This window comes from Rhodococcus sp. LW-XY12, assembly GCF_019317345.1.
Classification (GTDB): domain Bacteria; phylum Actinomycetota; class Actinomycetes; order Mycobacteriales; family Mycobacteriaceae; genus Rhodococcus; species Rhodococcus pyridinivorans.
In genome coordinates this window covers 604,458-625,950 of record NZ_CP079225.1, presented here as the reverse complement: position 1 = coordinate 625,950, position 21,493 = coordinate 604,458, and the positions used below count along the sequence as shown (strand labels likewise).

Annotated in this window: 21 protein-coding genes, 1 tRNA gene and 1 pseudogene; 7 read left to right on the top strand and 16 right to left on the bottom strand. The window is 67.5% G+C overall.

The window, feature by feature from the left end:
• Nucleotides 1–85: 85 nt before the first annotated feature.
• Entirely contained in the window at nucleotides 86–301 is a 216-nt protein-coding gene (locus tag KXC42_RS03000) for a hypothetical protein (protein ID WP_219129905.1), read from the top strand.
• A gap of 85 nt (nucleotides 302–386) precedes the next feature.
• Nucleotides 387–674 (top strand): hypothetical protein, encoded by a 288-nt coding sequence (locus tag KXC42_RS02995; protein ID WP_006551882.1) that lies wholly within the window; start codon nucleotides 387–389, stop codon nucleotides 672–674.
• A 32-nt stretch (nucleotides 675–706) separates the two neighbouring features.
• Here KXC42_RS02995 and KXC42_RS02990 read toward each other — a convergent pair.
• A tRNA-Thr gene (locus KXC42_RS02990) sits at nucleotides 707–781 on the bottom strand.
• Nucleotides 782–926: 145 nt separating this feature from the next.
• Here KXC42_RS02990 and KXC42_RS02985 point away from each other — a divergent pair.
• A pseudogene (locus KXC42_RS02985) lies at nucleotides 927–2,324 on the top strand (threonine/serine exporter ThrE family protein); the annotation flags it as partial.
• Nucleotides 2,325–2,675: 351 nt separating this feature from the next.
• Here KXC42_RS02985 and KXC42_RS02980 read toward each other — a convergent pair.
• The 3 genes from KXC42_RS02980 to KXC42_RS02970 all read right to left on the bottom strand — a co-directional run bounded on the left by KXC42_RS02980 (nucleotide 2,676) and on the right by KXC42_RS02970 (nucleotide 5,335).
• Nucleotides 2,676–2,912 (bottom strand): MbtH family protein, encoded by a 237-nt coding sequence (locus KXC42_RS02980; protein ID WP_006551884.1) that lies wholly within the window; start codon nucleotides 2,910–2,912, stop codon nucleotides 2,676–2,678.
• A complete protein-coding gene (locus KXC42_RS02975) occupies nucleotides 2,909–4,300 on the bottom strand; it encodes a lysine N(6)-hydroxylase/L-ornithine N(5)-oxygenase family protein (RefSeq protein WP_219129903.1) in 1,392 nt (463 codons plus the stop codon). Before KXC42_RS02975 ends, KXC42_RS02980 begins: the two co-directional genes overlap by 4 nt.
• A 234-nt stretch (nucleotides 4,301–4,534) precedes the next feature.
• Entirely contained in the window at nucleotides 4,535–5,335 is an 801-nt protein-coding gene (locus tag KXC42_RS02970) for an alpha/beta fold hydrolase (protein ID WP_006551886.1), read from the bottom strand.
• 195 nt (nucleotides 5,336–5,530) lie between these two features.
• Between KXC42_RS02970 and KXC42_RS02965 the strand changes: the two genes are divergently transcribed.
• Complete coding sequence (locus KXC42_RS02965) at nucleotides 5,531–5,740, top strand: hypothetical protein (RefSeq protein ID WP_016692417.1); 210 nt, start codon at nucleotides 5,531–5,533, stop codon at nucleotides 5,738–5,740.
• Between the two features lie 85 nt (nucleotides 5,741–5,825).
• A complete protein-coding gene (locus tag KXC42_RS02960) occupies nucleotides 5,826–7,337 on the top strand; it encodes a trehalose-6-phosphate synthase (RefSeq protein WP_006551888.1) in 1,512 nt (503 codons plus the stop codon).
• A gap of 10 nt (nucleotides 7,338–7,347) precedes the next feature.
• Here the strand turns inward: KXC42_RS02960 and KXC42_RS02955 are convergent, their stop codons facing one another.
• The 12 genes from KXC42_RS02955 to KXC42_RS02900 form a co-directional block, all read right to left on the bottom strand.
• Nucleotides 7,348–7,977 carry a twin-arginine translocation pathway signal gene (locus KXC42_RS02955; RefSeq protein WP_219129902.1) on the bottom strand — a complete coding sequence of 210 codons (630 nt, stop codon included), beginning with the start codon at nucleotides 7,975–7,977 and terminating at the stop codon, nucleotides 7,348–7,350.
• The gene (locus KXC42_RS02950; RefSeq protein WP_019290085.1) at nucleotides 7,974–8,486 is read right to left on the bottom strand and encodes a hypothetical protein; all 513 of its coding nucleotides are present in this window, start codon (nucleotides 8,484–8,486) and stop codon (nucleotides 7,974–7,976) included. The genes KXC42_RS02955 and KXC42_RS02950 overlap by 4 nt, the downstream gene beginning before the upstream one ends.
• Nucleotides 8,486–9,898, bottom strand: coding sequence for an MCE family protein (locus tag KXC42_RS02945; RefSeq protein ID WP_219129901.1), 1,413 nt, complete (start codon nucleotides 9,896–9,898; stop codon nucleotides 8,486–8,488). Before KXC42_RS02945 ends, KXC42_RS02950 begins: the two co-directional genes overlap by 1 nt.
• The gene (locus tag KXC42_RS02940; RefSeq protein WP_024102958.1) at nucleotides 9,895–11,112 is read right to left on the bottom strand and encodes an MCE family protein; all 1,218 of its coding nucleotides are present in this window, start codon (nucleotides 11,110–11,112) and stop codon (nucleotides 9,895–9,897) included. The genes KXC42_RS02945 and KXC42_RS02940 overlap by 4 nt, the downstream gene beginning before the upstream one ends.
• Nucleotides 11,109–12,437, bottom strand: coding sequence for an MCE family protein (locus tag KXC42_RS02935; protein WP_019290088.1), 1,329 nt, complete (start codon nucleotides 12,435–12,437; stop codon nucleotides 11,109–11,111). The genes KXC42_RS02940 and KXC42_RS02935 overlap by 4 nt, the downstream gene beginning before the upstream one ends.
• On the bottom strand, nucleotides 12,434–13,492 hold the full coding sequence (locus KXC42_RS02930) for an MCE family protein (RefSeq protein ID WP_019290089.1): 1,059 nt from the start codon (nucleotides 13,490–13,492) through the stop codon (nucleotides 12,434–12,436). Before KXC42_RS02930 ends, KXC42_RS02935 begins: the two co-directional genes overlap by 4 nt.
• Nucleotides 13,489–14,508 carry an MCE family protein gene (locus KXC42_RS02925; RefSeq protein WP_024102956.1) on the bottom strand — a complete coding sequence of 340 codons (1,020 nt, stop codon included), beginning with the start codon at nucleotides 14,506–14,508 and terminating at the stop codon, nucleotides 13,489–13,491. Before KXC42_RS02925 ends, KXC42_RS02930 begins: the two co-directional genes overlap by 4 nt.
• A 2-nt stretch (nucleotides 14,509–14,510) precedes the next feature.
• The gene (locus KXC42_RS02920; protein ID WP_039585834.1) at nucleotides 14,511–15,689 is read right to left on the bottom strand and encodes an MCE family protein; all 1,179 of its coding nucleotides are present in this window, start codon (nucleotides 15,687–15,689) and stop codon (nucleotides 14,511–14,513) included.
• Nucleotides 15,690–15,699: 10 nt separating this feature from the next.
• Nucleotides 15,700–16,548 carry an ABC transporter permease gene (locus KXC42_RS02915; RefSeq protein WP_024102955.1) on the bottom strand — a complete coding sequence of 283 codons (849 nt, stop codon included), beginning with the start codon at nucleotides 16,546–16,548 and terminating at the stop codon, nucleotides 15,700–15,702.
• 16 nt (nucleotides 16,549–16,564) lie between these two features.
• The gene (locus KXC42_RS02910; RefSeq protein ID WP_006551898.1) at nucleotides 16,565–17,329 is read right to left on the bottom strand and encodes an ABC transporter permease; all 765 of its coding nucleotides are present in this window, start codon (nucleotides 17,327–17,329) and stop codon (nucleotides 16,565–16,567) included.
• 469 nt (nucleotides 17,330–17,798) lie between these two features.
• Nucleotides 17,799–18,725, bottom strand: a complete 927-nt coding sequence (locus KXC42_RS02905) for a 3-oxoacyl-ACP reductase (protein WP_006551899.1) — start codon at nucleotides 18,723–18,725, stop codon at nucleotides 17,799–17,801.
• A gap of 133 nt (nucleotides 18,726–18,858) precedes the next feature.
• Nucleotides 18,859–19,044, bottom strand: a complete 186-nt coding sequence (locus tag KXC42_RS02900) for a ferredoxin (protein WP_006551900.1) — start codon at nucleotides 19,042–19,044, stop codon at nucleotides 18,859–18,861.
• Between the two features lie 132 nt (nucleotides 19,045–19,176).
• Here KXC42_RS02900 and KXC42_RS02895 point away from each other — a divergent pair, with 132 nt between their 5' ends.
• A complete protein-coding gene (locus tag KXC42_RS02895; RefSeq protein ID WP_006551901.1) occupies nucleotides 19,177–20,361 on the top strand; it encodes an acyl-CoA dehydrogenase family protein in 1,185 nt (394 codons plus the stop codon).
• 15 nt (nucleotides 20,362–20,376) lie between these two features.
• Entirely contained in the window at nucleotides 20,377–21,492 is a 1,116-nt protein-coding gene (locus KXC42_RS02890; protein ID WP_019290094.1) for an acyl-CoA dehydrogenase family protein, read from the top strand.
• The last annotated feature ends 1 nt before the right edge of the window (nucleotide 21,493 follow it).

Here is a 21,493-nt window from a genome sequence, read left to right as displayed (position 1 = left end):
CCTGCAGTGACATGCGGAGGGTGAACAACCGGGTGAACTGCGGCGGATCCGTTGACGCTCCGTGCGCCCGAACCGTTCTCCGGATATGACCTGGATCGGTTGGCCGCTGCTCGGATGGCTCACCGCATCCCCGGTGGTCGCCCTCGTATTCGGGCGCGTCGCCGCGGCGCACGACCTCCACGAGGCGCCGCACACGATTGCGCCGGTGATCGACCTGTCCGAGCGCCGAGCACTCCGCCTCGGTGAACATCAGGACGGCAACGGCCCGGCAACCCTCCCGGAGCCCCGTCTTCCGATGTAAATTGTCCTTCTCGCCTTCGACGGGACAGGGATCCGGTCCGGGCGAACACCCGCCCGTGCATGTGTGCCTCCCGGATCGAGGGACGATGACCGCAGACCGCTTCACCCCGGTCCCGCCCCGCAACGGCGCCGGAAACACGGCACTGACCGCAGGGATCGTCGCGCTCGTCTTCGCCTTCGTACCCGTCATCGGCGACTTCGTCGCGATCCCCGCAGGTCTGGTCGCAGTGGTGTGCGGATGGATCGGTCTCGAACGGGTCGACAGGGGCACGGCGACGCATCGCCGCGAAGCTCTGATCGGTGCGTGCCTCGGCGTCGCGGCACTGTTCGCCGTGTTCGTGGTCTTCGCAGCGGTTCACAGCAGCACCGGATGAAACAGGCCCGCGCGGTACGCGACGGGCCCTACTGGAGCCCCCTGTCAGGATTGAACTGACGACCGCTCGCTTACAAGGCGAGTGCTCTACCACTGAGCTAAGGAGGCACAGAACTCGACGGTCGCGGACGACGCGTGAGCGACGCCATCATATAGCGCGTCACACTCTCGGCGCGCACCCACCCGCCTTCGTTACGGTGGATTGCATGCCCACCCTCCCCGTTTCCCCCAGCCGTACCGGAGGCCGCGGACGGTGAGCCGCTTCGACGACTTCCTCGATCGGGTTCTCGGTACCCGCCGCGCGACCATCGACGCGGTCACCGAGGCGCCGGCGCCACTGCAGCCGATCGATCTGACCGACGATGCAGTGGTCGCCGAGGCGCTCGACGTCGCCGTGCGTGTCGGTGAGGTCCTGCTCGCCTCGGGCACCGGCGCGATCGACACCGCCGAACAGGTGCGGTTCGTCGCTGCCACCTATGGTCTGGCGCAGTGCGACGTCGACGTCACCTACAACTCGATCGTGCTGTCGGCCTATCGCGGACCGACCATGCCGCCGTCGAGCACGATGCGGGTGGTGCACTACCGCTCGATGGACTTCACGCGGCTCGCGGCCGTCGACCGTCTGACCCGCCGCGTCCGCCGCGACGCGATCTCCCCGGCGCAGGCGCACGAAGAACTGCTCGCCATCACCACCAAGGCGCATCCGTACAACCGTTGGGTGGCGACGATCGCGTGGTCGGCGATGGCCGCCTCGATCTCCGTGCTCCTCGGCGGCGACGCGCTGGTTGCGCTCGTCGCCTTCGGTTCGACGTTCGTGATCGACCGCGTCAACCGCAAACTCAACGCGGCCGGGTTGCCGTTCTTCTTCCAGCATCTGGTGGGCGGCATCGTCGCGACAGCCCCGGCGATCACGCTGTACGGGATACGGGAGACCATCGGGATCGAAGTGTCACCGGGACTGATCATCGCGGCCGGCGTGACGGTGCTGCTGTCCGGTCTGTCGCTCGTGGGTTCGGTGCAGGACGCCATCACCGGGGCCCCCATCACGGCGTCGGCGCGTTTCTTCGAAGTGCTGATGATGACGGGCGGCATCGTCGCGGGTGTCGCGACGACCCTGCGGGTCGCGTCGGTGTTCGGCGCCGAACTCCCTCTCATCAGTTACGAGGCACTTCCCGACCTCACACAGCTGCCGACGAAGATCCTCGCCGGTGCCGCGGCGGCGTTGTTCTACGCCGTCGCCTGCTACGCCGAACGTCGCGCTCTCACGGTCGCCGCGCTCGCCGGCGCCACCGGCAGCCTCGGCTACCAGCTCGCGCTCGGGTTGTCGCTCGGTCCGATCATCTCGTCGGCGCTGGCCGCGACCGTCATCGGTTTCGCCGGTGGTCTGATGGCCCGCCGCGCGCTCACGCCACCGCTGGTCGTCGCGGTCGCCGGCATCACGCCGCTGCTGCCCGGTCTCGCCCTCTATCGCGGCCTGTACGCGATGCTCCGCAATCAGATGGCCACCGGCATGACGGCGCTGTTCTCGGCGTTCGGTATCGGGTGCGCGCTCGCCGCGGGTGTCACGCTCGGTGAATGGCTCGCCCGCCGCACGCGCAACCCGCGCGGTGTCCTCCGCGTCGGCGCGCTGCGTCGCCCGCAGCTGCGGCGGATCCCCCGGATCCGGCTCGACAAGAACCGCCCGGTGTGGCGTCCGGCGCCCGGCCCCGCCACGGGTCCCATCCCGATGGGATCGCTGCACACCGGCCCGATACCCACAGCTCCCGGGACGGGCCCCATCGCGACGGGCCCCATCGCGACGGGACCGATCGCCACCGGTCCGATCACCACCGGTCCGATACCGACGGGCCCGATCGCGTCGGGTCCCCTGGCCACGGGCCCGATACCTCTCGACCCACACGGGTCGTCGTCGGGCCGGGAGGCAGGATCGTCCGTACAAACGACGAGAGCCACGCTGCGCTTTCGGCGCGGGCGTGACTCTCGGCGGATCTGACGGAAGCGTTCAGCTGCCCTGGCGGGCCTTCTCGTCGGCTTCCATTGCGTCGCGAAGGCTCTTCGGACGCATATCGGTCCAATTCTGCTCGACGTACTCGACGCAAGCGGCGCGCGACTCTTCGCCGAATACCACCCGCCACCCCTGCGGAACCTCGGCGAAGGTCGGCCACAGCGAGTACTGCTCCTCATCATTGATGAGGACGTAGAAGCGGCCGTCTTCGTCGTCAAATGGATTCGTGCTCATCTCGCCTCACTTGTTGCGTAGGTGTGATGGTCCGATATCCTACCAAGCTCGTCGATTCCTCCCCCGGCTCCGGGCAGACGGAGCTCTCGGCGTTCGACGATCGAGGTCAGGATCTCACCCGCGCGGATCGCTGCGTTGGACAGCAACGACGCGGTCAGACCGTGTGTCTTCTCGGTTCCGCCCTGCAGGTAGACGTCGGCCGTGACGTTCTCGGGCAGCGGCAGACGGTAGTCGCGGGCGACGGACAGAACGGGTGCCTCGGGCGCGAGATCACCCAGCAGCGGCGCGAGAGGCGTGGGCTCGAAGCCGGTCGCGAGGACCACCGCATCGCACTCGAGGGTCTCGGTGTCGCCTTCGAGATTGTCGCGGATCTCGACGGTGACTCCCGCCTCGCTCTCGATCGCCGACACGACCTCCGAGGCACGACGCATGAACAAGCGGCGACGACCGCTCACCCGTTCGCGGTATTCGGTCGCGTAGAGCGCCTCGATGAGTTCGGGCGAGACGACCGAGTAGTTGGTGCTGCGGTGCAGGGCGAGCAGACGCTCACGCTCGGACAGCGGGGCCGCGTGCAGTTCGTCGACGACCTGCGGGTCGAAGATGCGGTTCGCGTACGGGCTGTCGTCGGCCGGGCTGTACCCGAAGCGGTTGAAGACGTTGTGGACCTCGGCCTGCGGGTAGTGCGTGTGCAGGTACTGCACGACCTCGGCCGCGCTCTGCCCGGCACCGACCACCACGAAGCGCTGGTGCTGCGGCTCCGGCATGTCCTCGATGTGGAAGAGGAAGTGGTGGTTGTGGAAGCAGCGGGCGGACTCGGTCGCCCACTTCGGGAGCCGGGCACGCAGTCCGACTCCGACCACGACGCTGTGCGCGTACACGACGGCGCCGTCGGCGGTCCGCACGGCGAACAGATCGGCGACCCCGTTGTGGTTGCGGACGGTCTCGACCGAGACGACCTCGGTTCCGTAGCGGACGTCGGCGTCGACGCGCGTGGCCGCCCACTGCAGATAGTCCTGGAACTCGTGACGTGTGGGGAAGAACGTCTGGTGGTTGACGAAGTCCACGAGACGGCCACGGTCGTGCAGGTAGGAGAAGAAGCTGTACGAGCTCGCGGGGTTGCGGAAGGTGACCAGATCTTTGGGGAACGCGATCTGCATCGTGGCGCCCTCGAGCAGCATGCCCGGGTGCCAGGCGAAGGCCGACCGACGTTCGAAGAAACGTGCCCGGATCGCCGAGGAGGGGTTGTCGGTGTTGTGCTCCTCGACGGCGATCGCGAGCGCCAGGTTCGAGGGGCCGAAACCGATACCGACGAGGTCGAAGACGTCTCCTTGCGAGTTGCCCTCCGACCTCCCCGCGTCATCGGCGACAAGGCTGGAACGGTCGGTCATCACTCAACTTCCGTACTAGGGGGTCCGGAGGGGCCCGTGATCGGTTCGTACGAGACTCGAAGGTAGCTCAGGCTAACCTTTGTTCGGTGAGCGTACCAGTGCCCGACGGTCCGCGGGACGTCCCGATCTCCCGGATCACAGGGACCTTCGTCGCATTTCGACGACGGCGGGCGCGGTGGATCGTCGCCGATCCCACCGCGCCCGCCTGCCGATTTCCCGTGTGAAGGGACTCCTCTAGGAAGCCAGGAAGTCCACCAGGATCTTGTTGACCGCCTCGGGCCGCTCGAGATAGCCGTAGTGCCCCGCGTCCGGGATCTCCTCGTAGCGCGCACCCGGAATGGCGTCCGCCACCTCGCGCGACAGATAGGCCGGGATCATCCGGTCGTCGGCGAATCCGACGGCCAGGCACGGCACGGTGATGCCGCGGTAGGCCGCGCGCCGATCGAACTCCCGGTCCATGCCGAGCTGCGCGCGCACGCCCGCCGACACCTTTCCGCCGCTGAACTCGAAGACGTCGAGCCAGTCGCGGGCGGTGTGCTCGTCGGCCAGCGAGGCCGGCGACAGATTCATCACGGCCGTGACGGCGGCCTGATACTTCGGCGGCAGTTCGACGCCGCTGTCGTAGAGCTGCCGCTCGCCCTCGGTGAGCGTCAGCTGGAACTGGTCCATGCGGGCGTGACCGGCCAGGAAAACGGCCTTGCGGACGAGTTCGGGACGGGCGAGCGTCAGCTCCTGCGCGACACGCGCACCCATCGACGTGCCGATCACGTAGGCGGGGCCGCCGAGCAGTTCGATCAGGCCGGCGGTGTCCTTCACCAGGTCGTCGATGGTCATGCCGCCGAGGCTCTCGCCCGACGGTGCGATGCCGCGGTTGTCGAAGGTGGCGACCCGGTAGCCGGCCTCGACGAGCGCGGGCACCTGGTGCAGATCCCACACGCGCCCCGGACTACCCGTTCCCATGATGAGGACGACGAGATCGCCCGTTCCCTTGACCTGGTAGTTCAGCGGGATGCCGTTCACGGTGGCAATGGGCATGAATACCTTCCTCGACGAGAGCGCGGTTGTGCGCCGCGGGTCGGCGCTGTGACGTCGTGCGCCGGAAACACACACGGTGTACCTACTGCACGACCGTCCTACGGTACCGCGACGTAGACGTGCAGGACCGTGCCAGGACCGCCCTCGGAAGGCGGGTGGCGGCGAGCTGTCCGATTCTCCTAGAGTCGAAGGACGATGCGTGCTCGCACAGAGCAGCGACCCCGGGAGGACATCATGGCCGCGGACCCGACCACCGCGAACGACATCGCCGACGAGGATCTCGAACCCGTCGCCGACGAAACCGCACGACAGGCGCAGCGAGTCGTCGCTGCCTACGCAGAGAACGCGGACGAGTGCCGCATGCTGCTGTCGATGCTCGGCATCGGTCCCAGCGACAAGCACTGACGAGCTCGACACCCATCCCGGTGCCGATGTCGGCACCCACACTGCCGGGCCGGCGACGGCACCGGCCCCGAAAGAGGACCACAGCGTGACAGCAGGCGAAGCGGACGCAGCGGGGAACCACGACTCGCACGCCGGGTCGGACTTCGTGGTCGTCGCCAATCGCCTGCCGGTCGACCTCGAACGGCTTCGCGACGGCACCACCCGCTGGAAGCGCAGTCCGGGCGGGCTCGTCACCGCACTCGAGCCGATCCTGCGTTCGAACAACGGCGCCTGGGTCGGCTGGGCCGGCGTGGCCGACGCCGAGTCAGGCGTCATCGTCGAGGACGGGCTGACCCTGCACTCGGTGCGGTTGAGCACCGAGGACATCGCCGAATACTACGAGGGGTTCTCCAACGCCACGCTGTGGCCGCTCTACCACGACGTGATCGTGCGTCCGGAGTACCGGCGCGAATGGTGGAACTCCTACGTCGAGATCAACCGCCGCTTCGCCGAGGAGACCGCGAAGGCCGCCTCGGAGGGCGCGACCGTCTGGATCCAGGACTACCAGCTGCAGCTGGTGCCGAAGATGCTGCGGATGCTCCGTCCCGATCTGACGATCGGCTTCTTCCTGCACATCCCGTTCCCGCCGATCGAGCTGTTCATGCAGCTGCCGTGGCGCACCGAGATCGTGGAGGGTCTCCTCGGCGCCGACCTCATCGGCTTCCATCTTCCCGGGGGTGCCCAGAACTTCCTGTATCTCGCCCGACGTCTGGCAGGTGCCCAGACCTCACGCGGTAACATCGGCATCCGGTCCAAGCTCGGCGTGGTCCAGGTCGGCTTCCGCTCGGTGCGCGTCGGCGCTTTCCCCATCTCCATCGAATCGGGCCGGCTCGACCAGCAGTCGCGGAGCAAGGCCATCCGCGATCGCGCCAAGGCGTTGCGCAAGGAACTCGGCAACCCGAAGACGATTCTGCTCGGCGTCGATCGCCTCGACTACACCAAGGGCATCGACGTGCGGCTCGATGCGGTGCACGAACTTCTCGCCGAGGGTCGCATGGACCCGAAGGACACCGTGATGGTGCAGCTCGCGACCCCGAGCCGGGAGCGCGTCGATTCCTACGTCCACATGCGCGGCGAGATCGAGCGGACGGTCAGTCGCATCAACGGTGAGTACGCCGAGGTGGGGCGTCCGGTGGTGCACTACATCCACCGCCCGGTCCCCCGCGACGAGCTCATCGCGTTCTTCGTCGCGGCCGACGTCATGCTGGTAACCCCCTTGCGCGACGGCATGAACCTCGTCGCCAAGGAGTACATCGCGTGCCGCAGCGATCTCGGCGGCGCGTTGGTGCTCAGCGAGTTCACCGGTGCCGCAGCCGAACTGCGGCAGTCGTTCCAGTGCAATCCGCACGACCTCGAGGACGTCAAGGACAAGATCCAGGCCGCGATCGAGGTGCCGCGCGAGGACGGCCGCAAGAGGATGCGTGCGCTGCGCCGTCAGGTGCTCACGCACGATGTGGATCGCTGGGCCCGTTCGTTCCTCGACACCCTCGCCAACACCGGCGCCGCCGGACGCGCGCTGATCGCGCCGGGTGAGGCCGGCGAACCCGACCCCACCTGACGGCTCTCTTCTAGATCGGGGTCAACCGGCTGACGAGCCAACGCCCGTCCTGCTTTTCGAGTTCGACGCGCACCCGGCTGCCGCTGCTCACCGCTTCGGGGTTCTCCGAACTCGTCGTGATCTGGTTGAGGAACAGCAGGGTCACAGCGTTGTCGGCGTCGGCGGAGACCACCGACGACGCCTGCACGCTCACCTGCACGCTGATCGCTTTCTCCTTGGCGCCCGGCGCGATGATGTTCTTCATCAGATTCGTGTACTCGTCGCGGAAGTCGCCGGTGAGACCCTCCGCGGCGGCGTCGGTCTGCGCGTCAACCTGGTCGTGGGTGTAGGCGAGCATCGCGACCGCCTGTTCCTCCGCAGCGACCCTTGCCTCCGTCCGTGCCGTCTCGGCGGCGGACTGCTGGACGGTGCCGTAGGCGAGCCATCCCACCAGGACCGCGAAAACCACTGCCACGAAAGACAATCCGATCGCGATGTGTGGCAGGTACGAGGCCTTCGTATCCGAAATCGCGTCCGGGACGGAGGTGTCGGCGGCCGAGGTCTCGGCGGCGGTGGATCCGTCCTTCTCTGCGGTCCCACCGGCCACAGTGTCGTCGGTCGTCTTGTCGAGCGTCACGCGATCGTCCTTCTCGTCGGTCACGGCACGAACTCCACCTTCGACGCCAGCAATCTGCCGTTCTCGTCGCAGATCGTCACCCGCAGACGGAAGTCGCGTGCTTCCGGTTCGGTCTGGTCGGCGTTGCTCACCATCGCGCGGGAGGCGACGAGCGACGACGCGCACGTGCCGTCCTCGTTCTGGATCCCCGCTTCGAGGACCTCACCGGTGGTGTCGACGCCGGCCTGTTGCACGACCTCCACGAAAGGCCCTTCGCGGCCCTCGAACTCGGCCTTGAAATCGCCCGTCGCGCCTTCGAGCAGACGTGCGACGTCGGCGCCGGCGGTATCGGCGTTGATGGTGGTCAGGTTGAGCACCGTCTGCCGCGCGGCCTGCAGGTACGCCTCCCGCTTCTCGTCGCGTTCGTTCGCGGACTGCCTGTCGACGATGAGCCAGGCACCGGCCGCGACGAGCGCGATGACCAGTACGGACGCGATGATCGCGACCGGCTTGGCCCATGCCGGCTTCGTCTTCTTGTCGATCTCGTCTGCCATCAGCCCTGCTGCGCCTTCATGTAACTCTCCAAGCTCCGATCTCCACCGAGATCGGCGTGCGTGTACACGGTGCCGTCGGGACCAATGTACGTCCCGGTCTGCGGATCGATCCGTCGCGCCGCGACCCCGGCGGGAGCCGTGTCGCCGCGCTCACCGTAGGAAGCGGGTGTGGGTGCGACGTTCTCCGAGGCCACCGGTGTCGGCGGTCCGGTCCACGGATTGTCCGAATAGGTAGGGCTGTACCCGGTGCGGCACGTGTCGGGCGTCGGTGCGCGACGGCCCGGGTACTCCATGCACGGTACGTTCCGGGCGCCGCGGACCGCGTTCGGATAGTCCTGTGGCAGTTGACAGAAGATGTCGCCGGGTGTGTCGACCACGGAGGTATCGGCCGGACTGCGCCACTGCTCCGGCGGCACGAAGCCTGCCAGGCACGGCGGCGGATCGTTGACCTGCAGGTGGAAGTCCACCACGGCACCGTCCTCGGGCGGGCCGGCGCCGGCCGCGGTGATCAGGGCCGTCGTCATCGGCGGGTACAGCACCAGGATCTGCTCGATGCCGGCGTTGTAGACCACACCCACCTCGCCGACGCTCACCAGATTCGCAAGCAGCAACGGCAGGGTCGGTTTCAGTTCCTGCAACAGGGATTCGGTTTCGGCAGCGGCACCCGGTCCGACGTCGAGCAGGGCTCGCAGGTCGGGGTCGCTCTCGCGCAGGCGGTCGGTGAAGGTGACCATGTCGCGTGTCCACGACCGGATCGCATCGCTCGTGACCACCTGCGTGTCGAGCAGCGGACCGATCTGGTCGATCAACTGCCGTGTCTCGGCACTGTTCGCCGAGGCCTCCTGCACGAACAGGCGCGTCGAGTCGATCAGTTCCTGCAGTTCGGGTCCGGAGCCGTTGAACGCGTCGAACGCCTCGTCCACCACGGTCTGCAGCCGGGTGTCGCTGATCGAGGCGAGCAACACGTCGGCCTGGTCGAGCAGGGCACCGACCTCCTGCGGCACGCTCGTGCGGTCGATCGGGATCACGTCGCCGTCGGCCAGGCGTTCGCCGCCCGAACCGTCGGCTCGGGGAACGAGATCGATGTACTGTTCGCCGACAGCCGAGACGCTGCGCACCGCCGCGTCCACATCGGCGGGAATCTTCGCGTCGCTGTCGATGGACAGCAACGCCTCGACCCCTGTCGGCGACAGGGCGACGCTCCGCACGGTGCCGACGGTGTTTCCGCGATAGGTGACGTTCGAGTGCGGATACAGACCGCCGGTCGACTGCAGTTCGACGACGATCTCGTACCGTCCGATCCCGAACAGCGCCGGCAACTTCACGTACATCAGCGACATCACGACGAGTCCGACGACCGTGAGGATCGCGAAGATCGTGAGCTGGATGCGGACGAACCGCGTGAGCATCATGGTGCGGGCACCCCCAGGGGCAGGCCGGGAATGGTGATCTCACCGATGCCGGGGATCGTCAGTTTCCCTTCGGGACCGGGAGGCGGCGGCGGGGGTGGTTCGAGCGGTGCGCGGAACGGGTCCGTCGCCTGTGCGGCGAGTCCCGCGTCGCGGCCGAGGATGCCTTCCGGGCCGGCGAGGCGTCCCGCGAGCGGCGTCCCGGACAGGAAGTTCAGGTCGAGGCGGTCGAGGGTGAGGTCGATCGTCATCGCGAGGTTCGCGTAGTCGCCGCGGATGATGTTGTTGATGCCCGCCTGCGGGAAGGGATAGGTGAGCAGCACACCGAGCACCTCGGTCAGGGCACTGCCCGAATCGGCCAGGGCCTTCAACGTCGGCGCGAGCCCTTCGAGATTCGCCTTCAGATCGTCGTTCGAGGTCTCGACGATCCGGCTCGCCACGGTGCTCAGTTCACCGAGCGAACTCATCGCGGCGGTGAGGTTCGAACGCTGATCCGAGAGCACCTCCAGCGCGGGTGGCAACTCCTCGAGGGCGCGGACGAGTGTCGCGTTCTGGTCGTCGACGGTCGCGGCCAGCCGGTCCATGCCCTCCAGCGCCGCGATGATGTCGCCGCGCTGCGTGTCGAGGGTGGACACCAGTTCGTCCAGGCGCGGGAGCAGATTCCGGATCGAGTCCTCCCGGCCGACGAGCGCCGCGTTCAGTTCGGTGGTGATGTCGTTGATCTGCGCGAGTCCACCACCGTTGAGCACCACCGACAGCGACGAGAGTGTCTGTTCGGTGGTCGGATACGCACCGGCGCGTTCGAGCGGGATGACGTCGCCGTCCTCGAGCCGGCCCTGCGGGGGTTCGCCGACGGGCGGGATCAGTTCGAGGTGTTGCGACCCGAGCAGACTCGTCTGCCCGATCCGGGCGAGCGAGTTGGCCGGAACGATCACGCCTTCGTCGAGCGAAACCGTCACGAGCGCGTGCCAGCCGTCGAGTTCGATCCCCGAGATCGACCCCACAGTGACGTCGTCGACCCGCACGGGCGAGTTCTGGGTCAGGGTCGTCACGTTGGGCATCTCGATCTGCACCTCGTAGGCACCCTCCCCGCGGCCGGCGCTGCCGGGCATGGGAATCGAGTTGAGTCCGTCCCACTCGCAGGCGGTGAGCGTCGTGCTCACCGCGACCGCGGTGGCCGCGACGCCCAGGCGGCGGAACATCGAGCGGCCGGTCATCGCACTCCTCCCGGCTGCAGCAGAGAACCCAGATCCTGCGGGACCTGCAGCGACGGCAGGCCACCGAGGATCCCGTCGACCGGCGACGCGGTCTCCGAGGACGACGGCTCGGGCGCGGTGCCACGACCTGCCGACGCCTCCTCGAGCCAGGTTTCGGTGTAGACGATGTCGTCGGGGAAGGCCTGCACACCGGCGAGCGGATTGACCAGCAGCGGAAGGTAGTTGGCGTTGATGGACGACAGCACCGGGCCGAGTTGCTGGCGGCACAGTTCCTCGCTGCGCTCGGAGGTCGCGTTCGCGGCGGCCGCGACCGACCCGCACATCCACTCGACGGGGTTGGCGAGGTTGTTGATCGCGAGCGCGCCCGTGAGCGACCCCTGCGCCGGCTTGTAGATGTTGTAGAAGTTCGCGAGGGAGGTCGGGCCCGAGTGCAGCACCCGCTCGATCTCGGGACGTTTGCGGACCAGCACCTCGGTCGCATCGGCCAGCCGCTCCACCGATTCGGTGAGCTCGGCCCGGTTGTCCTGCACGAACCGCTGTACGTCGCCGACGGCGATGTTCAACTCGGACAAGGAGACACCGAGCTGGTCGGAGCTCTGCGCGAGCACGTCCGAGACCGACGCGAGACGACCGCCGAACTGCACGATCTGTTCGTTGCTCGACGAGAGGACCGACACGAAGGTCTGCAGGTTGCGGATCGTCGAGAACAGATCGGTGCGTCCCTCCGAGAGCGTGCGCATCGTGTCCGACAGCTCCCGAAGGGCCTCGCGCACGGTCTGCCCGTTGCCCTCGAGATTCTCGGCCGCGGTGTCGATGAACCGGCCGAGAGATCCCTGCGGATCGAGTTCCTCGGGACCGAGCGCTTCGGACAATCGCATCAGTTCGGTCTTGATCTGGTCCCACTCCACGGGAGAGGCCGTGCGCTGCATCGGGATCGTCGCGCCGTCCTCGATCGTCGGGCCACCCGAGTACACAGGGGTGAGCTGGACGAAGCGCGCCGAGACGAGACTCTGCGCGATGACGACGGCACTCGCATCGGACGGGATCTCGACGCCGTCGTCGACCTTCATCGTCACCTGTACGAGGTCGTCGCGGGGTTCGATGTCGCTGATGCGCCCCACCGAGACGCCGAGCACCCGTACGTCGTCGCCCTCGTACAGGCCGCTGGTGGACGCGAATTCGGCGTGGATCGTGCGTTTGCCGAGGTCCGGCAGGACGAACACGGCGAGGGCGCCGAGCACGAGCACGACGACGGCGCCGATGATCACCGGCACCAGCAGGGGTGGGCGACGGCGGGCGGTCGTCGGGGCGGTATCGGTACTCATTCGCCGTCCCTCTTGATAGTCGGGGGCCCGTCCGGGATCACGTCCTGGAGATCCTCGGGGAGAAGATCGGGCGCGACCTGGCTGTCCACGATGGCCTTCCACCACGGCGCCGGCAGGATGTTGGACACGTAGGCGTTGAAGAACGGTCCGCTGGCGACGGATTCCCCGAGTGCGCTGATGTACGGGCCCAGGCCGTCGAGCGCCCCGGCGATGTTCTCCTTGTTCGCCTGCAGGTTGGCCGTCACGAGGTTGAGCTTCTCGAGTGTCGGTGCCATCTGCGCCTGGTTGTCCTGCACGAGCCCGGTGAGCTGACGTGAGACGGAGGAGATGTTCGCGATCAGTTCGGTGATGGCGTCGCGGCGCAGGCTCAGTTCGCCGAACAGGGCGTTCGCGTCGACGATGAGCGCGTTGACCTGGTCGCTGCGCTCGGCCAGGATGCCCGTCACGCTCTCGGCACGCTCGAGCAGTTGGTGCAACGACTCGTCGCGGGCGTTGATCGACTGCGACAGGCGGGTCATGCCCTCCAGGGCGCCCTGGATCTCGGGCGGGGTGTTCTCGAGGGTTTGCGACAGCGCGTCGAGCGAGTCGTTGATGCGATCGGTGTCGAGTTCGGAGACGGTCGTCGTGAGATCGCCGAGTGCGTCGGTCAGTGAGTACGGCGAATTGGTGTGCTCGATACCGATGATCGAGTTCGGGCGCATCACACCGTCGCCACCGGGGCGCAGCGCCAGCGATTTCCGGCCGAGCACGGTGTTGGTCTTGATGTCGGCTCCGGTGGTGTCGCCGAGCCCGATACCGTCCCGGATGCGGAAACTCACCAGCACGGCCTGACCGTCGAGGCGCACCTCGGTGACGTCGCCGACGTTCACGCCGGCGAGCATGACGTCGTCGCCGGGCACCAGACCGCCGGCGTCCTGGAAGCGCGCCGAGTAGCTCAGGCCCCCGGAGAGGAAGTGCAGCTGGTCGTACTGCAGACCGGCGAGAACGATCGCGGCGGACACGGCCAGGCCGATGATGCCCGTGCGGATGTAGTTGGGGTCACGGGGTGCACTCATTCGACCTTCGCACACCTTCCCGTGTCGTGGTTCGCCGTGGTGTACCGGATGGTGGTGCCGTCCGGTCCGGAGAACTTGAAAGTATTGGCACAGAGGAAGAATTGGAAGAAGTTTCCGTATGCACCCACGCGGATGAGTTTCTTGTAGTCGGAGGGCAGGCGTTCGAGCGTGCGGTTGATGTCATCCTTGCCGAGGTCGAGCTGGGTCATGGTGCGGTTCGTCTCGGCGATGACCGTCTGCAAGTCGGGCCGGTTGTTCTGCAACAGCGCGGCGAGATCCGCGGTGCCGGAGGCGATCGGCGGGATCGACGCGCCGATGGGATCACGATCGGCGGACAGCCCGCCCACCAGGGTGTGCAGCTGTTCGATCGTGTTCTCGAACTCGCGGTCGTGATCGTCGATCGTGCCGAGGACGGCGTTGAGGTTGTCGATGACGTCGCCGATCAGCTGGTCGCGGTCGGCGAGTGAGTTGGTGAACGAGTTGGTGTTCCCCAGCAGCGACACGAGCGTGTCGCCCTGCCCCTGGAAGACCTGCAACAGAGCTCCGGAGAGGTCGTTGACCTGCTGCGCGTCGAGGCCCTGCAACAGCGGCTTGAACCCGCCGAGGAGCAGGTCGAGATCGAGGGCGGGTTCGGTCTGCTCGATCGGGATGTTGCCACCGGCGGGCAGGACGTCGACGCTGCCGGCACCTTCGAGCAGTTCGAGATACCGGTCGCCGACGAGGTTCTCGTATCGCACGGTGGCGCGGGTGCCGGTGAACAACGTGTGTTTCGCGTCCACGTCGAACTCGATCTCGGCGGTGTTGTCGCGGCCGATGTCGACCTTCTTCACCGAACCGACCTGCACCCCGGCGATGCGGACCTTGTCGCCGGCACCGAGACCGGAGACGTCCGTGAAGGTGGCCCGGTAGTTCTCGGTGCCGGTGAACCGCGCCTGGCTGAACACGACGGCCAGCCCGGCGAAGATCAACGTCATCGTGACGGCGAAGATCAGGAACTTGACGGTGGTCGCTCTCATGGTCACCGCCCGCCCGCGAGATGGTCGCCGAACAGGTACTGGAAGATCGTCGGGTAGCGGATCCAGGCTTCCGTTGCGGGCTTGTAGGGCGTTTCGCCGGTGTTCGACACGACGAACGGCGCGTGACCGTCGCGGCGCGGGTCGAAGTTCGGCAGGCCCCAGCAGTTCGGTCCGCCGGTCGCGCCGACCACGGGCAGATCCTGGGCGTCGTTGTACGGCGTCGCGCCACCCATGAAGCTGGTGCTCAGCATCAGCGCGGCGTACTCCCCGGTGCCGGCCATCGGTTCGAACGCCACCCGGGCGTCGTTGAGACCGACGATGAAGCAGGTCAATTGCGGCGAGTACTCACCGAGCAGACCGGTGGTGCGGCTCAGGCTGTCGAGTGCGGTGGTCAACTGTGTTTCGTTCTCCCCCAGGACGTCCCGTCCGGTGTTCGCGAGACCGGTGAGGTTCATCAGTAGCAGATCGAGTTGCTGTTGTTCGTCGACGACGGTGTTGCCGACGTCGGTGGCGTTGCCGATCGTGGTCATGAGGTCGGGGGCCGTGTCGGCGTAGACGTCGGTCACCTGCGCAGCCGAGACGAGGTCGGCCTGCAGTTGCGGCAGCGACGGATTCATCTCGGCGAGATACGCATCGGCCTCGGCCAGGGCGGCACCGAGGGCGTCGCCGCGTCCGTTGAGCGCTTCCGACAGCGCGCCGAGGGTGGCGTTGAGCTTCTCGGGCTGGATCTGGGCGAGCACGTCGGACAGGTGCTCGAAGACCGTGTTGAACTCGACGGTGACGTTGTCGGCCGCGATTACGGCGCCTTCCTGCATCGGAACAGAGGACGGATCGTCGGGGACGACGATGTCGACGAACTTGGCACCGAAGACGGTGGTGGATTCGATCGCCACCCGTGCGTTCGACGGGATGAGCTGCATCTGCCCGGGCTGCATGTCGAGATGCAGGACCGCACCGGCCGGTGTGTGCTCGATCGACGCCACGCGGCCCACCTCGACGCCGCGCATCGTCACCTTGGCGTCGGGTTCCATCACCAGACCCGACCGGGTCGAGGTGACGGTGAGCGGGACCGTCGAGGTGAACCCACCGGCGAACATCGTCAGTGCCACCGCGACGATCGCGGCGAGGCCGCCCACGAGACCGAAGGCGGCGAACTTCTTCTTCCACGAAGGAGTGTCCATGTCGCGCGCCCTACCCCGACAGGTTGAAGTTGCCGGTCGCGCCGTAGACGGCGAGCGAGATGAGCAGGGTGACGGTGACGACCGCGACGAGCGAGGCCCGCACCGCGTTGCCGACCGCGACACCCACACCGACGGGGCCGCCACCTGCGGTGAAACCGTAGTAGGTGTGGATGAGCATCACGGCGATCGCCATCACGATGGCCTGGACGAACGACCACAGGATGTCGGTGGGTATCAGGAAGGTCGTGAAGTAGTGGTCGTACACGCCCGCCGACTGGCCGTAGAGCACCACCGTCGCGAAGCGGCTCGCGACGAACGAGGCGATCACGGCGAGCGAGTACAGCGGGACGATCGCGATCATCCCGGCGAGCACGCGCGTGGACACCAGATACGGGATGGACGGGATCGCCATGGTCTCGAGCGCGTCGATCTCCTCGGAGACACGCATGGCGCCGAGCTGGGCGGTGGAGCCGGCGCCGATGGTGGCCGCCAGCCCGATGCCGGCGATCGTCGGGGCCGCGATACGCACGTTGATGAAGGCCGCGAAGAAGCCGGTGAGCGCTTCGACACCGATGTTGCCGAGTGAGCTGAAGCCCTGCACGGCGATGATGCCGCCGGTGAAGAGCGTCAGGAAGCCGACGATCACGACGGTGCCGCCGATGACGGCGAGTGCGCCGGTGCCCATGCTGATCTCGGCGACCAGACGCACCGTCTCCTTGGGGTAGTGCATCAGCGCCCGGGGGACCGTCGCGAGGGCGCGCCCGAAGAACAGCGCCTGCTCCCCCACCCGGTCCACCGTGGACGACGCACGTGTCATGCGCCGAACCGCACGGGGGAAGCGCCAGGACATCACTGCCATGAAATCTCCGCTCCCCTCATCCCGCGGTCAGCTTGATGCCGACGGCCGTGACGAGGAGGTTGACCACGAACAGCGCCATGAACGCGAACACGACCGTCTGGTTGACGGCGTCGCCGACACTCTTCGCTCCACCTTTGACATTGAGACCGAGATAGGACGCGACCAGCCCCGCGATCATGCCGAACAGCCCCGCCTTGACCTGGGAGATCATCAGTTCTCCGAAGCCGGTGAGCAGGGTGATGCCGTTGATGAACGCGCCGGGGTTGACGTCCTGGAGGAAGACCGAGAAGGCGAACCCGCCGAGGATGCCGATCGTGCACACGAGACCGTTGAGCAGTAGGGCAACGACGGTGGACGCGAGCACCCGGGGCACGACGAGACGCTGGATCGGATCGATGCCGAGCACACGCATCGCGTCGATCTCCTCGCGGATGGTGCGCGCCGCGAGATCGGCGCAGATCGCGGTGGCGCCGGCACCGGCGACGATGAGCACCGTGACCATGGGACCCACCTGCGTCACCGCGCCGAGGGCCGCACCCGCTCCGCTGAGGTCGGCCGCGCCGATCTCCCGGAGCAGGATGTTGAGGGTGAAGCTCACCAGAACCGTGAACGGCACCGCGACGAGCACGGTGGGCACGAGCGAGACGCGTGCGACGAACCATGCCTGGTCGATGAACTCGCGCCGTTGGAAGGGGCGACGGAAGGCCGCCCGGGCGGTCTCGCCGGTCATGGCGAACAGTCCGCCGACGGCCCGTAAGGGAACCTCGAGGAGGTCTACCATCGTGTACCCCCTTCGATCCTCACGTCGTCGGCGCGCGGCCGATCGATGGCGTGTGCTGTGACCCGGGTCATAGTAACTAGAACGTGTTCACCTGTCAAAGATCCGTCGAGGGGCATCTCGATCCATTTCCGTCCGGACGGACACACGGGCGTCGACCGACGCGCATCGACACGCTCATAAGTGGTTTTACCCTGGGATTTCGGTGAGATTCTCGACGCCGGGCCCGAGCTCGATCACCTCGGCACGAGAGGCCGTCACGGCCCGATCGGGTCGTCGCAGGAGGGGAAAAAATTAGAACACGTACCAGGCCAAAACGCGGGGCCGGACGAGAGCCGGAGGAACGGCCCGAGTGGGCGTGACGCTACCGGAACCCCGGTGTCCGTCACCCGTAGTTGCAGGATCCCGGCCCGGAGACGAAGACACGGCATCCCCTGCTGTCCCCGAAAAGGAACAGCAGGGGATGCCGGAACTACAGATCGAGAGCCGCCGAGGCCGAGAATGTCCGGCCCGGATCACGATCGGCGAAGTAACCGCCGAGCTCGTCGGCGAGCGCTGCGGGGGTCCACTGCCCGTCGGCGTCGAAACGCTGCTCGACGACCGGCGCGGCCATCAGGGCCACCATGGGCCCGTAGACGATGAAGACCTGCCCGTTGACGCGATCGGCCGCCGGGGAGGCGAGATAGGCGACCAGATTCGCGACGTGGTCGGGCGAGAGCGGATCGATGCCGTCGTCCGGCGCGTCGCCGAAGACCGCCTCGGTCATCGACGTGCGCGCGCGGGGGCAGATCACGTTCGCCCGGACCCCGTACCGCTCGAGACCCCGGGCGGCCGAGAGGGTGAGCGCGGTGATGCCGGCTTTGGCGGCACCGTAGTTGGGTTGCCCGGGCGGCCCGAGCAGACCGGCCTCCGAGGACGTGTTGACCAGACGCCCGTAGACGGGGCCACCCTCCTGCTTCGACCGGTCGCGCCAGTAGGCCGCGGCATTGCGGGACAACAGGAAGTGACCACGCAGGTGCACGGCGACCACCGAATCCCACTCGTCGTCGGACATGTTGGGCAGCATCCGATCCCGCGTGATGCCTGCATTGTTGACGACGATGTCGAGACCACCGAACTTGCCGTGCGCCGCGGCGAGCATCGCATCGGCCGTCTCACGCTCGGCGACGCTGCCGGGCACGAACTCCGCCTCGGCACCGAGATCGCGGATCCGCGCGAGGGTGTCCTCCACCGCGTCGTTCTCCACGAGATCGTTGACCACCACCGATGCTCCGGCCCGCGCGAGCGCGAGCGCCTCGGCACGTCCGAGTCCCGCTCCGGCTCCCGTGACGACGGCGACCCGCCCTTCGAGAGACACCCGATCGTCGTTCTCCGCGCCACCGTTGGCGTCCGCACTCATCCACGTACTCCTCGAGATTCGGGCCGATTGCCGGCCGCACGCCGGTACTCTCCCCACCAGGACCCGGGGGCACCGAGAATGTAGAACTTGTTATTTTTCCCGACAAGGGTCGGTGCCGGTCACCGTCCGACGCTCATGCCTCGGCGAGGGCCGCACGCGGGCACTGGGCGACGGCCTCGCGGACGACGTCCTCGCTACCCTCGGGTACGGGATGCGTGACGATCAGCTCGTCGTCGTCGTTGAGATCGAAGACGTCGGGCGCCAGCCCGACGCACACGCCGTTCGCTTCACAGCGGTCGAAGTCGACCTTGACATCCATTCCGGGACCTCGCTTCACATTCGCGCCGACCGATCGAGTCCAGACTAGAACGCGTTCCAATTCTGTGCAATGATTCGCGATGATCCCACAGAGACGATTCGCGGGGACACGCAGCGACGAAACGGAGCGTTCGTGGACATCTCCTACACCCCCGGGCAACAAGCCCTCCGCGAGGAATTGCGGGCCTATTTCGCACAGATCATGACACCCGAGCGCCGCGAGGCGCTCGCGGCCACGACCGGGGAGTACGGCGTCGGCAACGTGTACCGCGAGGTCGTGCAGCAGATGGGCAAGGACGGATGGCTCACCCTCGGCTGGCCCGAGGAGTACGGCGGCCAGAACCGTTCCGCGATGGACCAACTGATCTTCACCGACGAGGCGGCCATCGCCGGCGCGCCCGTCCCGTTCCTCACCATCGATTCCGTCGCGCCGACGATCATGCATTACGGCACGGACGAGCAGAAGGAGTTCTTCCTCCCCCGCATCTCCGCGGGCGAACTGCACTTCTCGATCGGCTACTCCGAGCCGGGCGCCGGCACCGACCTCGCCTCCCTGCGCACCACCGCGGTGCGCGACGGCGACGAGTGGGTCATCAACGGGCAGAAGATGTGGACGAGCCTGATCGCCTACGCCGACTACGTCTGGCTCGCCGCGCGCACCAACCCGGATGTCAAGAAGCACAAGGGGATCAGCGTCTTCATCGTGCCGACCGACACTCCCGGATTCTCGTACACCCCCGTGCACACCATGGCCGGTCCGGACACCAGCGCCACCTACTACCAGGACGTACGCGTCCCGGCGTCCGCACTCGTCGGCGAGGTCGACGGCGGCTGGGCGCTCATCACCAACCAGCTCAACCACGAACGGGTCGCGCTCACCTCCGCCGGCCCCGTGCGCACCGCACTGACCGAGGTCCGGCGCTGGGCGCAGGAGACGCATCTGCCCGACGGGCGACGGGTGATCGACCAGGAATGGGTCCAGATCAACCTGGCACGCGTCCACGCCGAGGCCGAATACCTGCAGCTGATGAACTGGGACATCGCCTCGAGCGCCGGCACGACCCCGCTCGGCCCGGAGGCCGCCTCCGCCAACAAGGTGTTCGGAACCGAATTCGCGACCGAGGCCTACCGGTTGCTCATGGAGGTCCTCGGACCCGCGGCGACTGTACGGCAGAACTCGGCCGGCGCGCTGCTCCGCGGACGGATCGAACGCATGCACCGCAGTTCCCTCATCCTCACCTTCGGTGGCGGCACCAACGAGGTCCAGCGCGACATCATCGCGATGACCGCTCTCGGCCAGCCGCCCGCCAAGCGTTAGAAAAGGACGCGCACCGTGGACTTCACCCTTACCGAGGCCCAGCAGGATCTCGCAGAACTGACCCGCAGCATCGTCGCGGACATCGTCACCAACGAGCACCTGCGCACACTCGACGCCTCCGAGGACCGCCTCGACCGCACCCTGTGGGACACGCTCGCATCGTCGGGCGTGCTCGGCGCCGCTCTTCCCGAGTCGCTGGGCGGAGACGGTTACGGCCCGCTCGAGCAGGCGAGCATCCTGCGCGAACTCGGCCGCGGCGTCGCCGCCGTCCCGTACATCGGCTCGATCGCCGCGTGCGCGTCGGCGATCGCGGAGTTCGGCGCCGCCGAGCAGCAGGCCGAGTGGGGACGCCCTGCGGCGACCGGCGAGCAGATCCTCTCCGCCGCGCTCGCCGAGGAACTGAACCCCGATCCCACGACCCCGGCGACCCGGGCGCAGGCCACGGGCGACGGTCACGTGCTCGACGGCGTGAAGATCGTCGTCGACTCGGCGCCGGTCGCCGACGGTTTCCTCGTCCCGGCCACCATCGGCGACTCGGTGTCGGTCTTCCTCGTGCGACCCGACGATCCGGGTGTCTCGATCACCCGTCAGCAGACCACCGACTTCGACAGTCGCGGCATCGTCACCCTCGAGCAGGTCGCGCTCCCGGCCGATCGTGTCCTCGGCACCGACGGCCTCGCCGTGGCGACGTGGTTGCGCGACCGCAGCCTGCTCGGCTCCGCCGCCTACCAGTGCGGCGTCCTCGAGCAGGCGCTCGAGCTCACCGCGCAGTACGCGCGCGAACGCGTCCAGTTCGACCGCCCGATCGGCAGTTTCCAGGCCGTCTCCCAGCGACTCGCCGACGCCTATATCGACGTCAAGGCGGTGCGTCTGACGTTGTGGCAGGCCGCCTTCCGCATGGTTTCGGGTGAGCGTCACGACGACGCCCTGCGCACCGCGGCCTTCTGGGCTGCCGATGCGGGACACCGTGTCGCGCACACCACCGTGCACGTGCACGGCGGTGTCGGACTCGACGAGGACCATCCGGTGCACCGCTACTTCCTCGCGGCCAAGCACCACGAGTTCCTGCTCGGCTCCGCCACCGACCAGTTGCGCGCGCTCGGACGCGAACTCGCCGACGTCCCGGCCTGAT